This is a genomic window from Miniphocaeibacter halophilus, from assembly GCF_016458825.1.
In the GTDB taxonomy this organism is placed as follows: Bacteria; Bacillota; Clostridia; order Tissierellales; family Peptoniphilaceae; genus Miniphocaeibacter; species Miniphocaeibacter halophilus.
In genome coordinates this window covers 2275159-2295618 of sequence record NZ_CP066744.1, presented here as the reverse complement: position 1 = coordinate 2295618, position 20460 = coordinate 2275159, and the positions used below count along the sequence as shown (strand labels likewise).

Below are 20460 nucleotides of genomic sequence, written 5' to 3'. Positions count from 1 at the left end.
GAGGGTTATGACAAGAAGAGTAATATTAGGTATGAGCGGTGGCGTTGATAGCTCAGTTTCAGCGTTACTTTTACAAAAACAAGGATATGAGGTTGCCGGTGCAACTATGAATATGATTCCGGAAGGAAATTTATTTAAAGAAAAATATTGTTCGCTAGCTAATGCTACTGAAGAGGCAAAATTAGTAGCAAAGGACTTAGGAATAGAGCATTATATTATAGATTTAAAGCAAGAATTCGATAAAAATATTATTGAAAGCTTTGTAAGGGAATATTCCTTAGGATATACTCCAAACCCTTGTATTAGATGTAATAAATATATTAAATTTGGTGAATTTTTAAAAGAAACTAAAAAACTAGGTGGAGATTATATTTCTACTGGCCATTATGCAAAAGTGGAATATGATAAAGATAGGGAAAGATATTTATTAAAAAAAGCCAAAGATTCAAAAAAGGACCAAACATATTTTTTATATAATTTAAAACAAGAAATATTAAAGGAAGTTTTATTTCCTTTAGGAGATTTAACAAAGGATGAAGTAAGGGATATTGGAGAAAAAAGTGGAATATTTACCTATAGCAAAAAAGACAGTGAAGAGATTTGTTTTATAAATAAAGATGATCATGGTAATTTTATAAAAACAAGAAATCCTGAATTAATCGGTGTAGGAAATTTCATAGATGAAGAGGGAAATGTTCTAGGGGAACATAAGGGCATTGTATACTATACTATTGGTCAAAGAAGAGGACTGGGAATTGCTTTAGGTAAAAGGGTATTTGTAAGTAAAATAAATCCTAAAACAAAGGAAATTACCTTATCTGATGATGAGTCCTTATACAAGAGTCGTATAGAATTAAAGGATTATAATTTAATTTCTCTTGACGATATTTTAGAGCCATTAGAAGTTACTGCGAAAATTAGACATGGTGTAAATGAATATAAAGCCCTAGTGACTAAGAAAGATGATAAATTATTTTTAGAGTTTGAAAAACCTGTTAGAGCTCCTTCTAGAGGACAATCTGCTGTAATGTACAATGGAGATATTGTTGTAGGAGGAGGAATAATAGAAAATGTCTGGTAAGATTAAAACAATTGGAATAGTTTCTGCGTTAAGCTCTGAAATTAGAGCTTTTAAAGATATAATTTCAAATATAGAAGAAAAGAAAATAGGAAAACATCTTTTTTATTTAGGAGATTATGAAAATAAAAAAATCATATTTACGGATTCAGGTGTAGGAAAAGTAAATGCTGCAATAACAACTCAAATATTAATAAATGAATTTAAACCCGATTTTATTATTAACACAGGAATTGCAGGTGGATTAAATAAAGAATTAAATCATACTGATTTAGTTATTGCCAATGAATTAGTCTACCATGATTTTGATTCAGGATTATTAGAAAAATATTCACCTTATGTAAAATCTTTTAAAGTAGAAGACAAATATTTGGAAATTGCAAGAAAGGTTTTAGAAAATAAAAAATACTTTGAAGGACTGGTTATTACAGGTGATCAATTTATAACTGACTCCTTTAAAAAAGAAGAACTTATAAGGGATTTTAATGCTTACTGTGTTGAAATGGAGGGGGCAGCAATTGCTCATACTGCTTATTTAAATAATGTCTCCTTCATAGTAATAAGATGTATTTCAGACTTAGCCGATGATGATGGCGACGATGATTACGATGATTTTGAAATTATAGCAGCAGAAAAGGCAAGTAAATTTACCTTAGAATTTATTAAAAAATTATAAAATTCATATATGCTTAGCATATATGAATTTTTTCTTGTCTATTTAACCTTTAATAGTTATTTTTCTAATTAAAGGATTTGAAATTTTTTTATACCATAAATCAATTAAGGGTCCATTAAAAAATGCGTTTATAACAGTACCAACTCCTACAGGGCCTCCAAATATCAATGCAGATATCATAAATATTATATCTTGAGCCATTCGTATATATTTATATTGAATATGACTATAATCGGTTATTACTAAGGTTATAGCATCATAGGGAGCAACACCTAAATCGGCTGAAATATAAAAGGCAACTCCGAAAGTAAAAAACATAGTCCCAAATATTAAAGATAAAATTTTAAATGGTAAGGTTAAATCAAAAAACACTATATGAGATATTAATTTAGTAAAATAATCTATTAAGAAACCAATAGAAACCATAGTTATTAAGGTGCCTAGTCCAATATACTTTCTTCCAAAAATAAAAATAAAGAATAAAAATATAAGATTTAAAATAAATTGGTAGGTTCCTAAAGAAAGTCCAAATAAAGAACCAATTGCTATATTTGATGCTGTATATGTGTCGACTCCAACTTGTCCAACATTTAAAATAGCAGCTCCCAATGCAATAATTAGGACTCCTGTAACAGAAAATATAATTTTTACAAATGTTTCCTTATTGTTCACCTTATCACTTCCTTTAATTATATTAGCATCTCAAATTAGTTAATAATTGTCAATTATTTATTATTAAATCTCTAAATATAGCTAATATTTAAAAGAAAATTTTTTCAAAAAAGCCTATATATGAAAATAAAATTGGGTAGTAATAAAATGGATAAAATTTAAAAGAAAGGGGTACAATTATGGCTAAGGATTATCATGAACCGGAAGTTGAACTTACTGAAAAAGTAAGAGATCAAGTACGTGCAATCAATAGTTTAAAGGAAGAAATTGAAGCTATAGATTGGTATATGCAAAGGGTTGCAGTTGCTTCTGACCAGGAACTAAAAGACATTATGTGGCATAATGCAAAAGAGGAAATGGAACATACAATGATGACTTTAGAATGGTTAAGAAGGAATATGGACGGTTGGGATGAACAGATGAGAACATATCTATTTACTGATAAACCAATATTAGAAGTAGAAGAAGATGCTGAATCAGAGAATAATTCTAATGATGATTTAGATTCTTTGTGAATTGAAGAATTATAGTAAGCAAAGGTGAAGCTATGAGTATACTAAAAAGAAATACAGCACCAATTTCAGAAAAAGCGTGGACGGAAATAGACAATAGGGCTATAGATGTTATAAAGAGTTTAATTTCCACTAGAAGAGTTTTAAAGGTAAATGGACCAAAGGGGTTGGATTATACTGCTCTTCCAATAGGAAGATTGGACCATGTAGATGATTTAAAGGCAATTAATGTAGTAAAAACCGGTATCTACAAAACTCAAAATTTAATTGAATCCAGAATAGAATTTGAATTAGATAAGGCTGAACTAGATAATGTTGAAAGAGGTTCAAAAGATGTAGAACTTTTCAATTTAGAAAAAGCAATGGAAAAGTTACTAGTCTTTGAAGAGGAAACTATTTATAATGGAATGGAAAAATTTGGTATAGAAGGTATTAAAAAATCTGCTGGCCATAATTTATCCTTAGGAGAAAATGGTAATGAAATTCTAAAGGCAATTGGAGATGGGAAATATGCCTTACATAATTCTTATGCTAAAGGACCTTTTGATTTAATTGTGCCATCTAAAGTATATGATAAAATCAATACAATATATGATGGAGTCTTTTTAATGAAGCTGATAGAAGATTTAATTGGAGGTACTATTGTTCGAACTAAGGTCTTAGATAAAGCTTTGATGATTCCTCATAGGGATGAGGATTTAGAATTAACGATTGGTCAAGATTTTTCTATAGGTTATGTTGGAGAAAATGAAAAAGCTGTAAGATTGTTTGCTTTTGAAACCTTTACTTTTAGAATTTTAGACAATATGAAAATTGTATTATTTTCATAATATATAATAAATCAATTAGGAATGTGTCTTATGACCATTCCTTTTTTTGAGTATATTTATAAAGGATTAACCAAATTCAAAATAAGTAAAATAATATTTAATAAAGTTAATATAGATAAGAGAAATATTTAGTTAACAACAAGACAGATAATTCAACTAGAAAATACTTTTAATTGAATTTATTTACCAATATTAGTAAGATATATACAGTTGTAATATAAAATGGTATTTAAAGGATAAAATAATGACAAAATATTTAGAATATTCATTAAGGTATATAATAATAGTATTTGCTTTTGTATTTTCAATCTTAAACAAAAGTATGACATTAGTTAATTTTTCCATACTGTTATTATATATTATATTTTTTCATCTAACTAATTATCAAAAATTTAATGAAAATACAAAAATCTTTTTAATATTATTGGAGATTTTATTTGGACTATATTTAGCTCAAAGGGATATTACTATGATAACCATTTATATGGTTAATCCCATACTTGATGTATTAAAGGAGTTAAAAGCTCGGATAGCCGGTTTTTATATAATCTTAATAATTGGAATAGGCATATACTATTTAAGACAAAATTTAAATATATATAATATATTTACTCTTTTTACAATTTTTATTTTCTCAATTACTTTAGGTTATGTTTTAAGGCAAAATAAAAAAATAAAAACAATGGAAAACAAAATCGACGAATTGATTATAGATAAAAAAGAATTAATTAATGAACATAGAAATAAGGATATTCTTCTAGAAGAAATATATACGAATAAGGAAAGAAATAGAATTTCAAGGGACATTCATGACAGCGTTGGTCATAGACTTTCTGCTATTATAATTCAATTATCGGCTATAGAAAAATTAGCTAAAATTAATGGAGACAAGGCTTCAGAATTAAGTGGAAACTTAAGAAATTACGCCACAGAAGCTTTAAACGATATTCGTAAGGTACTTCGTAGAATAAAACCACAAAACACCGGAAAAGATGAATTAATAACTTTAATTCAAGAAATAATTAATCAAAATTCAAAACTAACCGGTTTAAATATAAAATTTAAATTTTCTTCTGAAAGATACCCTATTCCAAATGATTTAGAAGAAGTATTTGTAAATGCAGTAAGAGAATTTATTTCCAATAGTATAAAACATGGTAAAGCTTCATTAGTAGATATTAATTTATTTTATAAAGAAGATGAAATAATTTTAAGTATGAGGGATAATGGTCTAGGTTCAGAAAAAATAAAAAAGGGAATAGGCTTAACGGCATTAGAGGAAAGAGTTAAGGAACATAAGGGTAGTTTAACAATTGAAACAGGAAAAAAAAAGGGTTTTCTAATAAATATAGTTTTTTATAGAGGTAAATATGATAAAGGTAATGTTAGTTGATGATGAAAAGTTAATAAGGGAAGGTTTAAAAATATTAATTTCTTTAGACAAGGAAATAGAAATTGTAGAAGAGGCAAGTTCTGGAAAAGAAGCCTTTGAAAAGTTTAAGGAAAAGGAAATAGATGTAATTCTTTTAGATATACGTATGCCAAAGTCAAATGGTATAGATGCTATTAGATTAATAAATGACTATGGAAAAGGAAATACTAAGATACTAATACTTACAACTTTTAAAGACACAGAATATATAAATGAAGCAATAAGATTAGGAGCCTCCGGTTATTTACTAAAGGACAGTGACCCGGAATCCATTATAGGAGGAATAAAATCGGCCTATTATGGAAATGTAGTTTTAAATAGTGAGGTGTCTGAAATAATATTAAATAGTAAAAACTCTGTTAAGATACAAGCAAATATTGATGATTATAATATTACAAACAGGGAATTGGAGATTATAAAACTCATAGCTGAAGGACATAGTAACCAAGAAATTGCCAATCAACTATATTTATCTGTGGGAACAGTAAAAAACAATATTTCTTCAATACTTCAGAAACTGGAATTAAGGGATAGAACGCAAATTGTAATATTTGCTTATGACAATAATTTAAGATAATGTTAAAAACCATGACTAAAGTCATGGTTTTTAGTTACTTAAGGCAGTATTTAATTCAATTGAAATCTAGTAGTATATAGCTTAGGAGGTATTAGATGAATATTTTAAAAGTAGATAAAATTAACAAATCTTATGATAATAAAAAAGTTTTAAATAATATAAGCATGGAGGTTGAAGAAGGGGATTTATTTGGACTAATAGGACCAAATGGTGCAGGTAAGTCAACCTTAATACAAATAATTTGCGGATTACTTGGACAGGATTCCGGAAAAATAGAATTATTTGGAATGAATTATAAAAATAATAGTATAGAAATAAAGAAAAGAATAGGCCTTGTTCCTCAGGAACTAGCAATTTTTGAAAATTTAACGGCTAGAGATAACTTAGAGTATTTTGGAAGAATGTATGGACTGAAAGGAAAAGTATTAAAAGAGAGAATTAAAGAAGTACTTGAATTAATAGGACTCGATCCTAAAGACAAAAAACAAGTTCAAAAATATTCAGGGGGAATGAAAAGAAGACTTAATTTAGGTTGTTCTGTCTTACATAAACCCGACCTTTTAATCTTAGATGAACCAACAGTAGGTGTGGATGCTCAATCTAGAAACAATATATTTGATTATTTAAGGAAAATAAACAAAGAAGGAACAACAATAATTTACACATCACATTATATGGAAGAAATTGAAGCCCTATGTAATAAAATATTTATTATAGACTTAGGCGAAGAAATTGCATACGGTGAGAAAAGTGAATTAAAATCCATGTATGGCAGCAGTTCAATATTGACTATATATTTAAATAAAATAGAAAATGGAATTATTGAAGAGCTGAATTTAATAACAGGGGTTTTAAATAGTGAAATTGAAGAAAATAAAATCATAGTTAAGGTAAATAAGAAGGAATTGAATTTTACAAGTATTTTTAAGCTTATAGAAAATAGGAATCTAACTATAGAAAATTTTACAATAAAAGATTCAAACTTAGAAGAAATATTTCTTAATCTTACTGGAAAGAAACTAAGGGATTAGGTGATTTTATGATAATAGCAACTCTTAAACAATTTTATAGCACTATAAAGAAAAATTTTGCATCATATTTCTTTACCTTTTTAGTTATGCCAATTGGCCTTTCCTTGCTACTTTCAAGTTTTAATACCAGCTTGTTTTCAGGGGAAATTGAAACTAATCCGTTAAGTATAACAATTAAGGACAAAGACAAATCAGACTACTCAAAAATATTAGAAAAAACCTTTGAGGACAAAGAAATGAAAAAGTTCTTTAAAGTTGAAGAAAAAGGAGATTATTTAATTACAATTCCTAAAGAATTTGAAAATGAAATATTAGAAAGTGGTAAGTTTAATATAACAGTAGAAACTATAGGAAATAATTCCAGTATATTTGGTCTTGAGACAATTGAGAGTGTTTTAAATTCAATAGGAAACGGAATAGTAAAATCAATAGAAAATAATAAAATATCACAATCCTTAAATGAAGAAAACTTAAAAGAAAAAGTTTTTAACGATTTAACACAAATACAAAACACTGCCTTTTTAGAAAATAGAAAAATAGAATCATCATCAAAATTAACAAGTCAAAGTTTTTACGCAATGACCTTAATGCAGTTTCTGTTTTTAAACTATCTTGTATCAGCAGTAGTAGGTAGTAAAAAATTATCAGAAACAACAGCTTTATTTCAAAGGATTGATATGCTTCCAGTCAATAAAATAAAATATAATTTAGTAGATACATTTGGAGATTCTTTTATACTAATTTTGTTTGCCTTTGTTTATATTCTAATATATAGGGTTTTAGGGAAGGCTTTTACGGAAAATTTGGGAATGTATTTTATAGCAATTTTGATAATTTCCATTACAGTAGGATTTATATTATTTTTATTTAAAAATATAAAAAAAGAAGTAGCAATAGTAATAGCAAATATTGCAATGTATTTACAATTGGTTTTTGGTGGGATGTTAGGACCGGTAGAAAAGTTGTTTTCCGGAACCATAATGGAAAAATTAAGCAATATTAATTTTAATAAAATATTCTTAGATCCATTAATGAATGCATTTAATAATAATATTTCTTTAAAAACATTTATTCCTCATATAATAGTAATTGCTGTATGTATTACTGCTTCATCAATTATTATAACAATTAAAGAAAAAGAAAGAATAGGGGGCAATTATGAAATTATTAAATAATTTTTATGCAAATATAAAAAGACTAATTAAAAGTCCTAAAATATGGTTTATATTTGTAATTATGCCTGCCTTCATGTATTTATTATATTTCTTTATGTTTAACAACAGTGGAGTGTCTTATAACACCCTAGGAGTAGTAATCGAAGATAAGGGAAACCAATATGAAGAACTACTTGAAGTTTTTGGAGAGAATCCTAATATAATAAAAAACAGGCAAGAAGCAACAAAACTATTAGAGAATTACGACGTAAGTATTGTTTATTTAATAGGAGAAAATTTTTCAGAAGATTTAAAAAATAATAAATTTCCAAAAGTAGAAAAGTTATTCGTAGATGATTCAGGCGTTCAAATAGAAGATAAATTAATTAACGATAAAATAAGTGAATTATTAGAAAAAAACTACTTGAAAAATAATAATATAGATACCGACTCTTTAAATATTGAAACAGAAGTTAATGTAGAAACTATAAACAATAAAACAGGTGTAGACGGATATGCTATGATTATTTTAATATTATGTTGCTTTTTTATAATTTCATTTATAGGACAAATAGGACAGGATATTATAAATATTAGTAAGACAAAAGTCTTAAGTAGAATTTTAATATCACCAAATAGAAGTTTTATGAATATCTTTGTAATCTTTTTAAGTTACTTAACATTAGTGGGAACTATATTTAGCATAATGACAACAATAGGATTTAAAGTTTTACAAACAGAAAATATAGAATTGTTTAAATTGACTTTAATGATATTTTCCATTTCAGCCTATTCATTATCATTTATAATACTAATAACAAGAATAGCTAAAAAAGAAATAGTACTTTCAATGGTGCCATTAGTAGTAGGTATAATATTTTTCATAACATCGACATTCTATTTAAATAATGTTAATATACCTAATTGGGCTGAGTATGCATTTTATTTAAATCCTTTGTATTGGATTATAGTAACAGTAGAAACAAATAATTTAATTAACTTAATCCCAATAGTCCTTATGACCCTTGTATTGCTAACATTTGGCAGTAATAAATTGGAAAAATTGCAAAATATTTAAAATTTATTTAAAAAAAAGCTTGCATTATTTTTAAAATTGTATTATAATAAAAAAGTCGTCAGTTAATGATGACTTCGGCGGGGTGTGGCGCAGTCCGGTAGCGCACGTGGTTTGGGACCATGGAGCCGGGGGTTCAAATCCTCTCACCCCGACCATAAACCAATCTTTCAATTGAAAGGTTGGTTTTTTATTTATTTAATAATACTATTAATAAATCTACTTGATATACAAATATACTGAGTAGGTTTTTTTATTTTAATCTACAAGTTTTTCAAAATCGTTAAATTGATACATAAATTCCTTTATTTCATCTTTAGAGCATGATTCAGTCTTAAAATTCATTAATTTCTTTCTATGGTCTTTTTTATGATGCTATAAGCTATTATTTTTATTAAATATGTTCAAAGTTATAAAATCATTTTAATTTTTAGATAGATATAGGATTAAATGAAAATATTTGGTGGAACATTGTGGTATTGCCAGTTGTGTTATTTATAGTTTTTTGTAAAATAGTACTTTCTGGAAAGAGGATGTTTTATAGTTAGCCTAGACAAGTACAGTGGGATATGCTCCACCAAAACATGCTATGATGTTAACAAGTAGATCTACAAATGATTTTACATATTTTGGACATACAACTCACAGGAAAATGCTGCTCTGAGAGGAGATATAGAGCAAAGTTCTATAATTTATAGATTTAGATGGTGAGGTTTTTTTAATCATTATATTTAAATAAAAATCTATATTAAAAGAGGGAAGAAGATGGAAAAAAGTAATAAAAAAATAATTTATTTGTTTTTTACTATTATGTTTATAATGATCAATTATATTTTACAATATTATAGGTATATATTTGCAGAACAGGTACAGGTATCTTTTTGTGTAGCATTAATTTTCACTATATTTAATGTCTTAGTTAAACCAGAAACTAGAGGATTGAAATTGTTGATATTAGTGGGAGGATTGATTTTTTTATATGTAGCTATTAATAATTTTATTTCTATGACTGTAAGCTTAGAGTTTTTTACTATAGAAGGTATATTAGAAATAATTAAATAGTATAAATTTAGGAGATAAGATGAATAAAAATAAAAATTTGAATATCATTACTTTCTCGGCGATATTGATATTATTCAGCAACTTGATTTTTATTGGATATGAAGTAGAAACAGTATCTAAGACTGCATTAGTATTTACACTACTATATTTTATAGTAAATTTTAAATTTAAGGTATTTATAAAGGTTATATTAATGGTTTTTTTGCTTTTTTTGTATGTTATTAGTTATGTTTTTATTTAATAGTAATATGTAAGATGAAAATCTATGGCTTTTTATTTCAATATGTATTTTATTAAATCTATAATATTGTTAGTGATTAAATTTTTAAATATGAACTATATCAGAAGAGAATACGAATAGACGCTTTCAAAAAGAAGTGGTTAATTATAGTGTTCCATAAAAATTTGGCTTTTCCAGATTAGAAAATTGAAATTCAATTCTGGTTTTTTTAATAACTTATTTAGCCGATAAAATTTACAAAATTATTTTTACAACTTATTTTGTTGAAATTAAGTTGTAAACTTAAATCAAGCTATAGTTTTAGTACTCTTACAATAATATTCAATAATATCGCTTTATATGATGGTTTTTAAACTGAACGGCTTAAATAGACGTATGTGGAGAGGGAAGTGAACAATAGAAATAGAGGAAGATAAGGCAGAGAAAAATCTGTCCCTTTTTTATGTAAATATATTATTTTAAATATAAATTATTGTGTATAATTTGATATTACATTAATAAAATTACACAAGAAGGGTATAATATATAAAACATATATAAGGAGGAAGTAATGAAAAAAATAGGTACTCTATTAATAGCTTTAATGTTGATAGTGACAGCATGTAGTAATAATTCAAGCAAGGAAACAAGCAAGGAAACAAGGGAGACAATAGAAATAACAGAAAGTGTAGAAGTTGAAAAAGAAACTAATTATGAAAAAGCATTTTCAACTTATAATGAAACATTGCTAGAAAAGGTGGAATTATTATTAGATTCAGAAGATAGTATTCCAGAAGGGAAGTATACTGAAGAATGGGAACAAGGACATAGAGAAGTATTAGCTGAAGTTAAAGATACTATTAATACATTTGAAAATATAGAAGTACCAGAAAAATATAAAAGCGTTCATGAAAAATATATCGAAGCGAATGATCAATTATTAACATACATAAATGAAACAAGCAGAATGTTAGATGAAGGACTAATAAAATTTGATGAAATTAATAAATATTATCATGGGTTTGTTGAATTGCAAGGAGAGGCTGCTGATTTGTATAATGATATACCATAGTACCCTTTTCTAAAAATATTGCTTTATGCGGCGATTTAGAAGAGAATGGATTGAAATAGCCAAACACGGGGTAGAATGGAGAAATGAGAAGTAAAGTTAGGCAATAAAAAAGAGGATTTAATTATCTACCTTGTATTATTTAATAATATAACATGTTACGCTTTTAGGAGAACATAATAATATTAAAATTTATTCAGATTTCTTTATAATTTACAGAAATTGATAGTGAAAGTTTATTAATGTGATTAAAAAAGAATTAATCGAAGTTATATATTAAAGAAAATCAAGACACAGAATATAAAAAAACTGTGTCTTTTTTCTTAGTTTACTGTATAGAAACTATTAATTATAAGACTTAGTATTATAATTAATAGTTTTACATATGTATGGTGGAGATGGTGGGAGTTGAACTTTATTGTATTATCTAAGAAAACTTGATGAAAAGATAATAGGGTATAGAATTTATTGCGTTTTACCCGACAACACAATATCCGAATTTTGCCTAAAAGCTTGGTTTTTTATTTATTTAATAATACTATTAATAAATCTACTTGATATACAAATATACTGAGTAGTTTTTTTTATTTTAATCTATAAGATTTTCAAAATCGTTAAATTGATACATAAATTCCTTTATTTCATCTTTAGAGTATGGATTCAGTCTTAAAATTCTTTAATTTCTTTCTATGGTCTTTTTTATGATGCTATAAGCTACTATTTTTATTAATGATGCCTTGGTTTATATATCCATATTAAAAATAAAATAAAATAATTATGAACCGAAAAAAATAGAAGAAATCTAAATATTATTTTTAAATTGGAACAGTTTAAAAAGATTTCTATTGGGAATAGTAAGCTATTTTAAATTGACAAACAAATATTGTTTTGATAGCATATTTCCGTATCCTATATGGGGGGATATGGAAGGGAGATTAATTTGAAATATAAACATGATGAAATATCTAAAAAAGCAATAATAAACAGATTGTCTAGAGCTGGAGGACATTTAGAATCAGTCAAGAAAATGATAATAAATAATGAGGATTGTAGCAATGTTTTAATTCAGCTATCAGCAGTTATTTCAGCGCTAAATAATACTGGTAAAATAATTTTAAAGGATCATATAGATCATTGTATAGTAGATGCAGTAAGAGAAAATGACGAAGAGACTATAGAAAATTTAAAAGAAGCTATAGATAAATTTATTTAATTATGAAGGATAATATTATGAAGAAGGATATTAAAGATATATTCATATTGTCTTTTCCAATTATTATAGAGAATATACTTCAAACCTTATTAGGAACTACGGATACATTTTTTGCAGGTAAATTAAGTGATAATGCTATAGCGGGTATAAGTATTACCAATGTTATAATGAATATATTTATTTCATTTTTCACAGCCGTTAGTATAGGATCGATGGCTGTGGTTTCTAGAAATTATGGAAAAAAGGATTTTACAAGGACAAAGAAAGCTATTGCACATTCAATTGTAATAGGCTTAAGTTTAGGTATATTTATAGGACTGATATGTTTGATTTTTTACAAACAAATTCTTTTAATATCAGGAGCAAAAAATACCATTATTAATTATGTGGTGCCATATTATTTTTCTGTTGCAGTACCTTCTGTATTTTTATGTTTGCAATTAATTTTAAGTAGTTCCTCAAGAGCTATAAAAGATACAAAGACTCCAATGTATGTTATAGGATTGTCAAATATTTTAAATATTACATTAAATGCAATTTTCATTAAACTTGGACTTGGAGTATTAGGTTTAGGCTTAGCTACTACAATTTCTAGAGCTATTAGTACCGTATTACTGCTTTGTAGAATACTCAATCATGATAAGTATATTAAGCTTTCCAAAGCAGATTTTTTAATAGATAAAGGTATGCTAAAAGGTATTTTAAAGATAAGTATTCCAGCAGGCCTAGATAAATTAATTATGAGAATAGGTCAGTTAATTTATTATAGCATGATACTCTCAATAGGAATTTCCGAATATGTTGCTCATAACATAGCCGGAACTATTGAAAGTTATTCCTATATACCGGCTATGGGTTTTGGTTTAGCCATATCGGCATTAGTAGGTATATCTATGGGGGAAGGAAGAACGAAAGCAGCTGAAAGATATACATATACTGGATATTCTCTTGCGGCTATTTTTATGGTAATAATAGGTATTATATTTTATGTTTTTGCAGAGCCATTAGCTTCTATTTTTACAGAAACTAAAAGAGTTAAGTTATTGGTAGTAGATGTATTACATATAATAGCATTTTTTCAACCTTTTTCAGCCCTAGTTCAGATTATTACAAATGCACTTCAAGGTGCAGGTGATACGAAATTTCCAATGTATTCAACTATTGTAGGGATTTGGGGTATACGTTTAGCTATAGGTTATCTATTAGCTGTTCCTCTTAAGTATGGATTGCGTGGTGTATGGTATGCCTATGCCTTAGATTTGGTAGTTAGAGGAATTATACTTTTAATAAGGTTTAAAAAAGGTAAATGGAAACAAATAAAAATCTAGCAAATATAAAAATAGTTAATATTTTATTTGTAAGAAAAAGATAGATTAATTGTATAAATACTCAATAGTTAGACCTTAACTAGAACAGAAATTTTGATGTGTTTTCTTCATTAAATTTCATTCTCCTCTATACTACATATTTTCTGATATAAGAATATGAGGAGAAATTAAACTACAGAGGAACAGATAAGTACAATTGTGTTGTATTATTAATTCACTATGAATTAAGTTTAATTATTTTATTCATGTTCTTTGAGACTTATAATATAATGGATATTCTAATAACTAATTATTGAGGAGGTAAAAATGAAAAGAAAAATTGTTTTTGGTCTTATATTCATTTTGTTAATATACTTAATGTATGCTCTATATATTAATGAAAAAAAATATATGGGAAATTATAATTTGGATACAAAAATTATAGAAGTTAAAAATATAATGACAGGAGAAAAAACACTAATAGAGGATTCGGAAGACGTAAATGAAATTATTAAATCGTTACAATCTACTCCTTATAAAAAATTGTCTGGTGGAAACATGTATAAAGCAGGAAGTACATATGAAATGAAATTCAATGAAGATGTTGTTATAAGTATTGATATTTATGATGGATTAAAATTATTAATATTTACAAATGAAAGTGGTGAACATGAATATCAATATGAAGCTATAGGAATTTACCATATTCAGAATGAAAAGTTTAAGAGTATTTTAAAAAAATATTTTAGCAATGAGTTTGATTAATTAAGATTAAATGCTATTACTCTGTTAATATTTTATTTGTAAGAAAAAGATAGATTAATTGTATTAATCCTCAATAGTTAGACTTTAACTAGGGCAGAAATTTTGCTCTGGCTTTATTATCGGATTTTATATTTCTGTATGCTATATTTTCTGATAAGGAATATTATCGTGTTAATATATATATAAGATTTTAAATATCTGGAGGTAGATTAGAATTAGTATAGAATGTATTGTAGAAGCTAAAAGTGGAATAAGTCTTAAGGTTAATAAAGGAGAATTAATTGAAATTGTAGATTTATTCGGTGAGCAGGTAGTTGATTTTTTCGCATTCAATCAGGAATCTGCTGAAGAGTATTTATCTGCAGGGGTTACTATAGACTGTAATGAGAGTTTGAAAGTTTCTGTTGGGGATGTTATATATACAAATCACTATAATAAAATGTTTACTATTATCGAAGATGATGTTAAAGAGCATGACTTGTTACATCCTTGCTGTAGACCGGAAATGTACGATTTCTTTTATGGTAACGAAAAAGATCATTCAAACTGTCTTGAAAATATAAATAATTATCTTATTGAATTATTTAGTATAAAGAAAGAAGAAATTAGGCCATTCAATATTTTTATGTATACCAAAATATTATCAGACGGTAGCATATCTGTAGAAAAACCTTTATCGAAACCGGGAGAAAAAATAATTTTAAGAGCTGAAATGGATGTTCAATTAGCTGTGGCGGCATGTAGCGTATCTGAAAGTGATTGTAATGGAGGAAACTGTACTCCAGTTAAAATAATCATTAGATAAAGCTAAACTCTGTTATTATAGGAATAGGTTGTTGTTTTCATTAAAAAAATTAGGGAGAATAAAGAGTGATGACAATTGTAAGTATATTTATTTTAATTTTAATGGATCAATTATCTAAAATATTAGTTACTAAATTTTATTTAAATAGTAGTTTTATTATAATTCCTAAAACATTGAGTTTTTTACCAAAACAAAATACACATGGGTCTTATTTATTTAATTTAATGGATTATAAAGCATCAATAGCACTTCAAATAACAATCTTAATATTGGTATTTATTGTAATAATTGTTCTATATAAATATTTATTTCACATAATGAATAGTAAGATTATTAAGATTTCACTTATTTTTATTTTAGCAGGTAGTATTGGAGCAGCATTTGATACTATTTTTGGGGTGGAAGTTGGGATTTTTTCTACCTACATAATTGGTTTATATTCGATTTTAAAGATTTATATATTAGTATTGGGGCAATACTTTTAATAATAGGCTATATGAAAGCATATTATTCAATGGACAAAAATAGTAGAAGGGAAACTGGGTTTTCAAATTGGTTGAGAAATAAAAAGATAAAAATAAAAAGAATTATTAACATATATAATTTTAATATTATGGGAGATTTGATTTGAAAAAATTTAATAAAAAACATATCATTATTTTTAACTTATTGCTGTTATTATGGTTTAGTTTAGATATGATAGGATTAAAAATAGGAGAAAAAGAATTGGTTTCTCGAGCTTGGAGAGAAGATGGAATATTCTTTATTATATACTTATTAAGTTTTTTGTTTTTTATATTGAACACTATAAAAGGTATAAAAGTATTGATAACAGTATTATCTATTTGGTTTATTACTCAATTTTTAAGTCATGAATTATATACAATAGTTGGTGGGGGAGAAGGTAAAATAAGATTTTTTTCAAATACAATAAAAGTATTTGAAAGTTCATCTAAATATATACCGGACTTATACCATATAATTTTACATACACTTATACTTTTTGCTTTAATTACAACAGTAATATATTTTTATAATTTAAAGAAAATAAACTAATAAGTTAAGCCCTAAATTCGTAAAGAACTTTAGGGCTTTTAATATCTTAAATAGATTATGAATAAATAACACTGGTCCTTAATTAAAGAAAATTTTTGAATCGTTGAATTCTATTTCACATAGATACTACCTATTAGGTATAAATTAAATCAGATAGATAGTTTTCGTTTTTATCAAATTCTTTTAAAATATCATCATAAAATAATATTGCCTCACCTTTTAATAAGGAACAAACCAGGTCGAATTCATTTTTATCAATAAATAAATATCTGTTATGAACATCTTTTAATAGTAATTTTTCCATACATCCTCCTGTGGACTATTTTTAATTTCCTATCTTTAATTATACATTAATATTATGTTTTCTTATATTTTTCACTATAATAATATTCTTAGTAATGTTGCTTATAATATTTATTATAAATATTGATTTTTGCACTTTGCTTATTTCTGATAATAAGTTATGATTTATGTATTAGTAGAGTCATATTATCAACTTGTAAAAATTAAGAATTTTTAATATAAAGTAGAATGATTGGAGAATTAAAAATGAATAATATATATGTTTTCAAGATAGGTTACATTAACGATAGAGACTACTTGTTAAAGGAAATAGAAAACGGTAGATTACGTCAAGGTTGGGGAGCTATGTTTCCAGGTAAAAAGCCAATGGCAGTTTTTTACGGGAAGTTTAAATTTGTACAGGCATGGAAGGATAATTGGCCATTAGATGAAACGGCCCCTAAAACAATTAATGACATCTTTTCCCAGCTATTAATAATGACCGATTTTAAAGAAGGAGATATTTTAATAGTACCTAATATGCCAGAAAACAATAATTTTAAAATTCTTAAGGTTGTGGATTCATACTGTTTTGAACATAATACTGGTAAAGAAAAGGAAATTGATGACTATAGGCATATTGTACCTGTAAACGAAATAACTACAGTTTCTTTTGATTATGATAGTAATAGTAGAATAATTTCTAAAGAATTTAGTTCAAATGAAAATAATATATATAAAGTAGATTCTGAAGAAGTTATTGATGCAGTAAAAAATTTGATTGGTTAGAATAATTTAGTGTAGTAAATATTAGGGAGAAAGAATGTCGGAAAAAATCAAAGAACTAATAGATAAATATCAAGTTAGAAAAAATTATGAAGATAAGACGAAATTTATTAATTGGCTTAAACCGGTTATTAAAGAAATGAATTATGATTTTAAGATTGATAAATACAGTTCTAAGGGTAGAAATTTAATAGTAGGGGATATTAATAATGCAGAAGTTTTTTTAACTGCTCATTATGATACTCAAGTAAATTACTTTGTACCTATGTTTATGGGAATGAATTGGTTAGGATTTATTATAGGCCAACTTTATGTACTTTTTATTATCTTATTACCTGCAATTTTAATAGATTTGATTTTTAAAAATATTTTTTATTACAATATTCCAAATATATTTTTGGTTTTAATTGTTCTACTGACATTTCTTTATACTCAAATTGGTGTTTCAAACAAAAACACCGTTAATGACAACACTTCCGGTCTTGCTACTTTAATTAATATTATGGAAAATTTAGAGGATACTCATAAAAATAAGGTATGTTTTGTATTTTTTGATCAAGAGGAAGTAGGCTTAATTGGTTCAAGTAAATTTCAAAAGAAATATAGGAGAAATATAAGAAATAAGCCGCTAATTAATTTTGACTGTGTAGCTAATGGAAATAATATATTTTTTATTGGACAAAAAGAATTTAGAAATTCCATACTTAATAATGTTTTAACAAATTCAGTAGAAAAAATAATGAAGGACAATATATACGGTAAAAAATATGTAATAGGACCGGCTTACAGGTATATTTATCCATCTGACCAATTGATTTATGATAATAGTCTTGCTGTTGCTGCCTTAAAGAAGGCTCCGCTTATAGGTTATTATTTAAATGGAATTCATAATTCAAGAGATAGAGTTTTTATGAAAGAAAATATTGCTTTAATTACAGAGGTGATTTTAGATTTTGTAAAGAATATTTAAAAGGAAAAATGAACCTAGTATATCTAGGCTCATTTTTTAATTATTTGGAAAATAGAATAATATTTGTTGTATCTTCCTTAATTTCAATATTAATATTGTAATTAGTAATTAGATCATCTTCTTTAGATATAATGCTATCTAATTTCTCTTCCATTTTTATTGCTAATTCCTCAGCAGTTCCTTCACTAGTACCGTCTTCAACAAATGCATTTATTTTAATAGAATTATTTTCTACATCTATATTGAAATCTTTAATTTCTGCATAAACATCAATATTTTTAAATTCTTCATTCATTTTATTTTCAATACTAGTAGTTACATTAGTAGGAACTGAGATTTCTTCCTTAGTAGCGTCATCACTATTATTTTCTGTTTCTTTAATAGCTTCTGTTTCTGTTGTATTAGCTTCAGTTTCCTGTTCTTGTTTTACAGTAGGCTGATTTTCTGTTGTATTAGTTGAATTTTTAGAATTATTACAAGCTGTTAAGCTTAGTGATAAAATTAAACCTAATATTAATAATTTTTTCTTCATTTTTACCTCCAATATTTTATTACAATATAATTTTACCACAAAAAAATACCTATAAAGTTTACAATATATCTAAATCTGTTGTATAATTTGGTTTTAACGGTAATATAAAGTATAATTTTAATGTATAATTTAGAAAATTGAAAGTCGGTGAAAGATATTAAAAAACTTGGAATAATAGGAGGCATGGGTCCTTTAGCAACTTCTTTATTTATGAAAAGAATAGTTGAAAAAACTCAAGCTCATAAAGATCAAGACCATATAAATACAATAGTTTCAAACCATGCTACTTTACCTGACAGAACTGAGGTAATTAAGAATAACAAACCGGAAGAATTTCTTAGTAAAATTGATGAGGATATTAAGTTAATGGAATTTGCTAAAGTAGACAATATTGCAATTCCTTGTAATACATCACATTTTTATTTTGATGAAATACAAAAAATGACAAATATTAATATTATTAACATGGTAGATGAAACTATTAAATATATTAAAAACAATACAAAATTTAACAAAATAGCTGTTTTAGGAACCTATGGTACAATGGGGTGTAGGGTTTATGATAAATATGCCTTATTAAACGGTTTAGAGGTTTATTCTTTAAATGAAATGGAAGAAAAAATTTCCGTAGATAGTATTTACGATGTTAAGGAAAAAATGATTTTAAAATCTGAAAAATTTAATGAGCTTTTAAGAAAACTATCTAAAGAAAATGTAATATCGATATTGGCCTGTACTGAACTTAGTTGTTTGGATTTGCCGATTGACTTAGAAAATTATTATATAGATGCTATGGAAGTTTTAGTAGAAAAATCAATTGAATATTCAGGTGGAAAAGTAAAAAGCTAGAGATTTTCTCTAGCTTTTAATAGTATTCCTTTAAATCATAATCATATTTCGATATTTCTTTTTCACCTTTTTCGTTTTCAAACTCCAATTCATAAAAGATTGGTCTAAATTCTGAAAAGTCAATTTCTTCAGAGGCTTCTACTTCTATGGATTTTAAAGTGGTGCCTTTGTCTAAGTTATTACAATTTATTGTAATAAGACTTCCCTTGTTATTACTTAAATCCATAGCCAGCTTAGTAATATTATAGTCACTATTATTGCTTATATCCACCTTGCCAAGTCCATTTTCAAATTCACTTGCAAGAACTAATTCAATATCTTCAGCCTTAGGGTGTTTTCCACTTGTATCTACATATTTGTTGATATTATTTGTTTCCATTGTAGTATTTACATTTGTTTCAGTAGTTTCTTCTAAATTGGAGTTATTTTTAGTACATGAAACAGCAGTAAATAATACAATTACCAATATTAAACTTAAGATTTTTTTCTTCATGTTATCACCTACTT

At 26.1% G+C, this 20460-nt stretch carries 23 protein-coding genes, 1 tRNA gene and 1 pseudogene; 21 read left to right on the top strand and 4 right to left on the bottom strand.

From position 1 onward, the window contains the following. The first annotated feature begins 7 nt into the window (after window positions 1-7). Window positions 8-1081 (top strand): tRNA 2-thiouridine(34) synthase MnmA, encoded by a 1074-nt coding sequence (gene mnmA / locus JFY71_RS11495; RefSeq protein WP_243660918.1) that lies wholly within the window; start codon window positions 8-10, stop codon window positions 1079-1081. Then, entirely contained in the window at window positions 1071-1754 is a 684-nt protein-coding gene (locus JFY71_RS11490; protein WP_243660917.1) for a 5'-methylthioadenosine/adenosylhomocysteine nucleosidase, read from the top strand. Before mnmA ends, JFY71_RS11490 begins: the two co-directional genes overlap by 11 nt. 42 nt (window positions 1755-1796) lie before the next feature. On the opposite strand, the gene JFY71_RS11485 is transcribed toward JFY71_RS11490, so the two are convergent. Then, the gene (locus JFY71_RS11485; protein WP_243660916.1) at window positions 1797-2426 is read right to left on the bottom strand and encodes a YczE/YyaS/YitT family protein; all 630 of its coding nucleotides are present in this window, start codon (window positions 2424-2426) and stop codon (window positions 1797-1799) included. A 179-nt stretch (window positions 2427-2605) separates the two neighbouring features. On the opposite strand from JFY71_RS11485, the gene JFY71_RS11480 reads away from it, so the two are divergent. The 16 genes and pseudogenes from JFY71_RS11480 (at window position 2606) to JFY71_RS11405 (ending at window position 16534) form a co-directional block, all read left to right on the top strand. Further along, a complete protein-coding gene (locus tag JFY71_RS11480; protein WP_243660915.1) occupies window positions 2606-2941 on the top strand; it encodes an encapsulin-associated ferritin-like protein in 336 nt (111 codons plus the stop codon). Between the two features lie 32 nt (window positions 2942-2973). After that, window positions 2974-3768: a family 1 encapsulin nanocompartment shell protein gene (locus tag JFY71_RS11475; protein WP_243660914.1), complete on the top strand. Its 795-nt coding sequence runs from the start codon at window positions 2974-2976 to the stop codon at window positions 3766-3768. Window positions 3769-4012: 244 nt separating this feature from the next. After that, window positions 4013-5161 carry a sensor histidine kinase gene (locus JFY71_RS11470; protein WP_243660913.1) on the top strand — a complete coding sequence of 383 codons (1149 nt, stop codon included), beginning with the start codon at window positions 4013-4015 and terminating at the stop codon, window positions 5159-5161. Next, entirely contained in the window at window positions 5139-5777 is a 639-nt protein-coding gene (locus JFY71_RS11465) for a response regulator (RefSeq protein ID WP_243660912.1), read from the top strand. Before JFY71_RS11470 ends, JFY71_RS11465 begins: the two co-directional genes overlap by 23 nt. Before the next feature lie 95 nt (window positions 5778-5872). Beyond that, complete coding sequence (locus tag JFY71_RS11460) at window positions 5873-6808, top strand: ABC transporter ATP-binding protein (RefSeq protein WP_243660911.1); 936 nt, start codon at window positions 5873-5875, stop codon at window positions 6806-6808. Between the two features lie 8 nt (window positions 6809-6816). Next, complete coding sequence (locus JFY71_RS11455) at window positions 6817-7983, top strand: ABC transporter permease (RefSeq protein WP_243660910.1); 1167 nt, start codon at window positions 6817-6819, stop codon at window positions 7981-7983. Continuing rightward, window positions 7967-9040 (top strand): ABC transporter permease, encoded by a 1074-nt coding sequence (locus tag JFY71_RS11450; protein WP_243660909.1) that lies wholly within the window; start codon window positions 7967-7969, stop codon window positions 9038-9040. The genes JFY71_RS11455 and JFY71_RS11450 overlap by 17 nt, the downstream gene beginning before the upstream one ends. Window positions 9041-9118: 78 nt before the next feature. Then, window positions 9119-9195 (top strand) — tRNA-Pro (locus JFY71_RS11445). A gap of 607 nt (window positions 9196-9802) precedes the next feature. Further along, the gene (locus JFY71_RS11440; RefSeq protein WP_243660908.1) at window positions 9803-10099 is read left to right on the top strand and encodes a hypothetical protein; all 297 of its coding nucleotides are present in this window, start codon (window positions 9803-9805) and stop codon (window positions 10097-10099) included. 791 nt (window positions 10100-10890) lie between these two features. Further along, window positions 10891-11391 carry a DUF6376 family protein gene (locus JFY71_RS11435; RefSeq protein WP_243660907.1) on the top strand — a complete coding sequence of 167 codons (501 nt, stop codon included), beginning with the start codon at window positions 10891-10893 and terminating at the stop codon, window positions 11389-11391. Window positions 11392-12328: 937 nt separating this feature from the next. Beyond that, window positions 12329-12601: a metal-sensing transcriptional repressor gene (locus JFY71_RS11430; protein ID WP_243660906.1), complete on the top strand. Its 273-nt coding sequence runs from the start codon at window positions 12329-12331 to the stop codon at window positions 12599-12601. A 17-nt stretch (window positions 12602-12618) separates the two neighbouring features. Beyond that, window positions 12619-13929 (top strand): MATE family efflux transporter, encoded by a 1311-nt coding sequence (locus tag JFY71_RS11425; RefSeq protein ID WP_243660905.1) that lies wholly within the window; start codon window positions 12619-12621, stop codon window positions 13927-13929. 306 nt (window positions 13930-14235) lie between these two features. Next, the gene (locus JFY71_RS11420) at window positions 14236-14673 is read left to right on the top strand and encodes a hypothetical protein (protein WP_243660904.1); all 438 of its coding nucleotides are present in this window, start codon (window positions 14236-14238) and stop codon (window positions 14671-14673) included. 208 nt (window positions 14674-14881) lie between these two features. Continuing rightward, window positions 14882-15478: a DUF1989 domain-containing protein gene (locus tag JFY71_RS11415; RefSeq protein WP_338041892.1), complete on the top strand. Its 597-nt coding sequence runs from the start codon at window positions 14882-14884 to the stop codon at window positions 15476-15478. Between the two features lie 68 nt (window positions 15479-15546). Then, window positions 15547-16109, top strand: a pseudogene (locus JFY71_RS11410) (signal peptidase II). Further along, a complete protein-coding gene (locus JFY71_RS11405; RefSeq protein WP_243660903.1) occupies window positions 16106-16534 on the top strand; it encodes a hypothetical protein in 429 nt (142 codons plus the stop codon). The pseudogene JFY71_RS11410 and the gene JFY71_RS11405 overlap by 4 nt, the downstream one beginning before the upstream one ends. Window positions 16535-16667: 133 nt before the next feature. On the opposite strand, the gene JFY71_RS11400 is transcribed toward JFY71_RS11405, so the two are convergent. Continuing rightward, a complete protein-coding gene (locus JFY71_RS11400) occupies window positions 16668-16838 on the bottom strand; it encodes a hypothetical protein (protein WP_243660902.1) in 171 nt (56 codons plus the stop codon). Between the two features lie 245 nt (window positions 16839-17083). Here JFY71_RS11400 and JFY71_RS11395 point away from each other — a divergent pair, with 245 nt between their 5' ends. Further along, on the top strand, window positions 17084-17605 hold the full coding sequence (locus tag JFY71_RS11395; protein ID WP_243660901.1) for a hypothetical protein: 522 nt from the start codon (window positions 17084-17086) through the stop codon (window positions 17603-17605). A 34-nt stretch (window positions 17606-17639) separates the two neighbouring features. Then, window positions 17640-18572, top strand: a complete 933-nt coding sequence (locus JFY71_RS11390; protein ID WP_243660900.1) for a M28 family peptidase — start codon at window positions 17640-17642, stop codon at window positions 18570-18572. A 40-nt stretch (window positions 18573-18612) separates the two neighbouring features. On the opposite strand, the gene JFY71_RS11385 is transcribed toward JFY71_RS11390, so the two are convergent. Then, window positions 18613-19104: a hypothetical protein gene (locus JFY71_RS11385; RefSeq protein ID WP_243660899.1), complete on the bottom strand. Its 492-nt coding sequence runs from the start codon at window positions 19102-19104 to the stop codon at window positions 18613-18615. A 147-nt stretch (window positions 19105-19251) separates the two neighbouring features. On the opposite strand from JFY71_RS11385, the gene JFY71_RS11380 reads away from it, so the two are divergent. Further along, window positions 19252-19953 (top strand): aspartate/glutamate racemase family protein, encoded by a 702-nt coding sequence (locus JFY71_RS11380; RefSeq protein ID WP_243660898.1) that lies wholly within the window; start codon window positions 19252-19254, stop codon window positions 19951-19953. 16 nt (window positions 19954-19969) lie between these two features. Here the strand turns inward: JFY71_RS11380 and JFY71_RS11375 are convergent, their stop codons facing one another. Beyond that, on the bottom strand, window positions 19970-20446 hold the full coding sequence (locus JFY71_RS11375; protein WP_243660897.1) for a hypothetical protein: 477 nt from the start codon (window positions 20444-20446) through the stop codon (window positions 19970-19972). Window positions 20447-20460 lie beyond the last annotated feature (14 nt).